This is a genomic window from Shimia sp. (genome assembly GCF_041624275.1).
In the GTDB taxonomy this organism is placed as follows: Bacteria; Pseudomonadota; Alphaproteobacteria; order Rhodobacterales; family Rhodobacteraceae; genus Shimia.
Genome location: NZ_JBFJVE010000232.1, coordinates 1 through 3,945 on the forward strand (window position 1 = coordinate 1; position 3,945 = coordinate 3,945).

General features: G+C 69.0%; 3 protein-coding genes. All 3 read right to left on the reverse strand.

The annotated features are described in order from the left end of the window. Positions 1-1,299 (reverse strand): inorganic phosphate transporter (locus ABZD10_RS14175; RefSeq protein WP_372887454.1); only part of this gene is annotated, 1,299 nt, incomplete at its 3' end. A gap of 72 nt (positions 1,300-1,371) precedes the next feature. Beyond that, positions 1,372-1,830: an NUDIX hydrolase gene (locus ABZD10_RS14180; protein ID WP_372887456.1), complete on the reverse strand. Its 459-nt coding sequence runs from the start codon at positions 1,828-1,830 to the stop codon at positions 1,372-1,374. 93 nt (positions 1,831-1,923) lie between these two features. Further along, positions 1,924-3,945: ATP-dependent helicase HrpB (hrpB, locus tag ABZD10_RS14185; protein ID WP_372887458.1), on the reverse strand; the 2,022-nt coding region annotated here is incomplete at its 5' end.

Below are 3,945 nucleotides of genomic sequence, written 5' to 3' on the forward strand. Positions count from 1 at the left end.
GAAGAAGCCGACCCCGAAGACGCCGCCGACGGCGATATGGGTCGAGGACACCGGCAGGCCGAGCCACGAGGCGACGATCACCGTGATCGCCGCCGACAGGGCGACGCAATAGGCGCGCATCGGGTTCAGCTTGGTGATCTGGCTGCCGACCATGCGGATCAGCTTGGGGCCGAACAGGAACAGGCCGAAGGAAATGCCGAAGGCGCCGATCACCATCACCCAGCTGGGGATCGCCACCTTGGCGGCGAAATCGCCGAATTCCGAGGCATGGACGATGGCCGCCAGCGGGCCGACCGCATTGGCGACGTCATTGGCGCCATGGGCAAAGGACAAAAGCGCCGCCGAGAAGACCAGCGGCATGCCGAACAGCACCTTCAGCGACTTGTTGCGGTTCTCCAGCCCCTCGGACTGGCGGCGGATCAGCGGCCGGGTGACGACATAGGTCGCGACGCCGATCGCGGCGCCGATCATCAGCGCCGTGGCGAGGTCGATCTTGACGATGCGCTTCAGCCCCTTCAGCGCCAGATAGGAGGCAAAGGCGGCGGCCATGATGCCGACCAGGATCGGCACCCAGCGGCGGGCGGCGGCGATCTTGTCGTCCTGATAGATGATCTTGGCCTTGATCAGGGCCAGGAATCCGGCGGCGATGGCGCCGCCCAGAACCGGCGAGATCACCCATGAGGCGGCGATCTTGCCCATGGTCGGCCAGTTCACGGCGGCAAAGCCGGCGGCGGCGATACCGGCGCCCATGACGCCGCCCACCACCGAATGGGTGGTCGAGACCGGCGCCCCGACATAGGTCGCGAGGTTGACCCAGAGCGCCGATGAAATCAGCGCCGCCATCATCGCCCAGATGAAGATCTGCGCGTTCTGGATGCCGGTCGGATCGATGATGCCCTTGGAGATGGTCGAGACCACGTCGCCCCCGGCCAGCAGCGCGCCGGCGCTTTCGAACACCGCCGCGATGGCGATGGCGCCGCCCATGCTGAGCGCATTGGCGCCGACCGCCGGCCCCATGTTGTTGGCGACGTCATTGGCACCGATGTTGAGCGCCATATAGGCACCGAACACCGCCGCGATCGCCACCACCAGGTTCGACGAGGACTGGCCGAAGAGCATCGAGGCGGCAAAGCCCGCCAGCAGGATGAACACCAGCGCGATGCCGGGGCCGACCATGGGGCGCGCCACGTATTGGGTGGCGGTTTCGAGATGCGAAAAGCGATGCAGGTCGCGATCCAGCGTTTCCAGATGGTCGGCGTCGTTGGGTTGGGTGCTCACCGGATCGTCCCCCTTTGGCATGGCAATCGCCGTCGCACTAGGCGAGAGGGGGCCGCGACGCAAGCCATGGGTCACCAAACCGCCACAAAATCGTTACATCTGCCTCAGGATGTCCTGCAACTGTGGCTCGTTCACCATATTGGCCGCGGCCTCGGGGCTGACCCATTTGCGGCGCCGTTCGCCGGATTCGGGATAGCGGTCGGCCAGGTGTTTGACCCGCACCGGGAACACCAGCGTCTCGACCCGCACCGGCAGGCCGGTCTTCAGTTCCTTCTCGTAGTCATAGGTGCCGATCGCCTCTCCGGTGATCTGGCCCCGGCGCACGCCGGCCTCTTCCCAGGCTTCCTGCAATGCCGCCTCGGGGGCGTTCTTGCCGTCGATCGGCCAGCCCTTGGGGATGATCCAGCGCCCGGTGCCCCGGCTCGAGACCAGCAGCACTTCGCGCGCGCCGTCGCGGTCGCGATAGCACAGCGCGCCGACCTGGAACCGCTTGGGGCGGCGCAGCATCGGCCCGACCATCTCGGTCAGCGCTTTCTTGAAGCCATCGGTCATCGGACTGCTCAGGGTGGTTCACTTTTTTGACTGTCTGCAGTATATGCGCCCGTCGCCCCGAAATACAAGGCCCGGCCCGGAAAACAAGGGGTTTCAGCGGTTTCTCCGCTTGGCGCGCAGGGTCGGGTCGGCCTCGGTCGGGTCTTCGGGCCAGGGGTGTTTCGGATAGCGCCCGCGCATGTCCTTGCGCACATCCGCGTAAGAGCTGGCCCAGAACCCGGGGATGTCCAGCGTCGTCTGCACCGGGCGCCCGGCGGGCGATAGCAGGGTGACCCGCAGCGGCGTGCCGGCCACCGTCGGGTGCCGGGTCTGGCCGAAAAGCTCCTGCAGGCGCAGCGCGATTTCCGGGTGCTCGCCGGAATAGTCGATGGGAATGTTTCGATCCAGCGGGGTGGTGAAATGGGCCGGCGCCTCGCGGTCCAAGAGCTGCATCTGCCCCCAGTCGAGCCGCGCCCTGAGCGCCTCGAGCAGCTCGAAGCGTTTCCACTGCTCGGCGGTCTTCACGCCGCCCAGATGCGGCAGCAGCCAGGCCTCGAGGCCGTCGAGCAGCGCCGCCTCGGACATGTCGGGCAAATCATGCCCGGCGGCGCGCAGCAGTTCGACCCGGGCGACAAAGCGGCGCGCCTTGTCCGACAGGGTCAGGCCGAGGTCGCGCACCCCGTCGAGCATCGCCCGCGCCACGGCCTCTTCGGGCGCCTCCTTCCAGATCCGCTCGGTCAGGGCGATCGCCCCCAGCCGTTCCTCGCGGCGGGCGATCACCCGCCGTTCGCGGCGCGACCATGCGCAGCTGTCGGCCCAGGCGATGCGCTCGGCGTAAAGGGCGCGGATCTCGGCCTCGGAAATGGCCACCGCCTGCCGGATGCGCGCCTCGCGCGGGTTGCCGTCGGTGTCGGTGACCACGATCAGCCGGGTGTTGGCCAGCGGGTCGTCCTGTTCCAGCACCGCCCCCTTGCCGCCCGACAGCACGAAGCGCGGCGCATCGCCCTTGCGGCGCAGCCCGATGCGGTCGGGATAGGCCAGGGCGGCCATTTCCGCCGCGCTCAGGGCCGCCTTGTCCGCGGATGCGCCCCGGGTCAGCCGTTTCTGTTCATCGCGAATGCCGTGCAGCGCCGCCCGGTTCACCGCATGGGGGCGGCGTTCGGTGAAGCCGCGCAGATCGGCCAGCGCCTCGAGCCGCAGCAGCAGATCCACCGGCGCGCCGCGCCCCAAGGGATCGCGCGCCGCCAGCAGCGCCGCCAGCGCCGCCGCCCCGGCCCCGGCGACCTCCAGCATATGCGCCAGCCGCGGGTGCAGCGGGATCCTTGCCAGCCGCCGCCCATGGGCGGTGATCGCCTTGCCCGCATCCAGCGCCCCCAGCATCTGCAACAGCGCCTGCGCCTCGGCAAAGACGCCTTCGTTGGGCGGTGTCAGCAGCGCCAGGTCTTCCGGTTTCGCCCCCCAGAGCGCCAGTTCCAGCGCCAGCCCGGTCAGGTCCGCCGCCTCGATCTCGGCCGGCGGAAAGGGCTGCATGCCGCCCTCTTCGCCCTTGGTCCAGAGGCGGTAGCAGACCCCTTCGGCGACCCGCCCGGCGCGGCCCCGCCGCTGCGTGGCCTCGGCGCGCGTCACCCTTTCGGTGACCAGCCGCGCCATGCCCGAACCGGGATCGAACCGTGCCCGCCGCGCCCGCCCGGCATCGACCACCACGCGAATGTCCTGAATGGTCAGCGAGGTCTCGGCGATCGCGGTCGCCAGCACCACCTTGCGGCCCTGTTCCACGGGCCTTATCGCCGCCTGCTGCTCCTTGAAGGGCATGGCGCCGTAAAGCGGCCGCAGCTGGCAATCACCGGGCAGGTTCAGCAGCGATTGCGTGCGCCGGATCTCGCCCTCGCCGGGCAGGAACACCAGCACCCCGCCCGTGGTCTCGCCCACCGCCCTTTCGATCAGCCGCGCCGTGGCCTGTTCCAGCCGCTCTTCCTTGCGCAAGGGGCGGTCGAGCCAGATGGTCTCCACCGGATGGCTCTGCCCCTCAGAGGTGATCACCGGCGCATCGCCCATCAAAGCGGCCACCGGGGCGGCGTCCAATGTCGCCGACATCGCCAGGAGGATCAGGTCGTCGCGAAAGGCCTCTGCGATCTC

What these genes read in the sequence shown, in the direction of transcription:
- ABZD10_RS14180 (WP_372887456.1), bottom strand. Translation starts at nt 1,830, where the DNA reads ATGACCGATGGCTTCAAGAAAGCGCTGACCGAGATGGTCGGGCCGATG.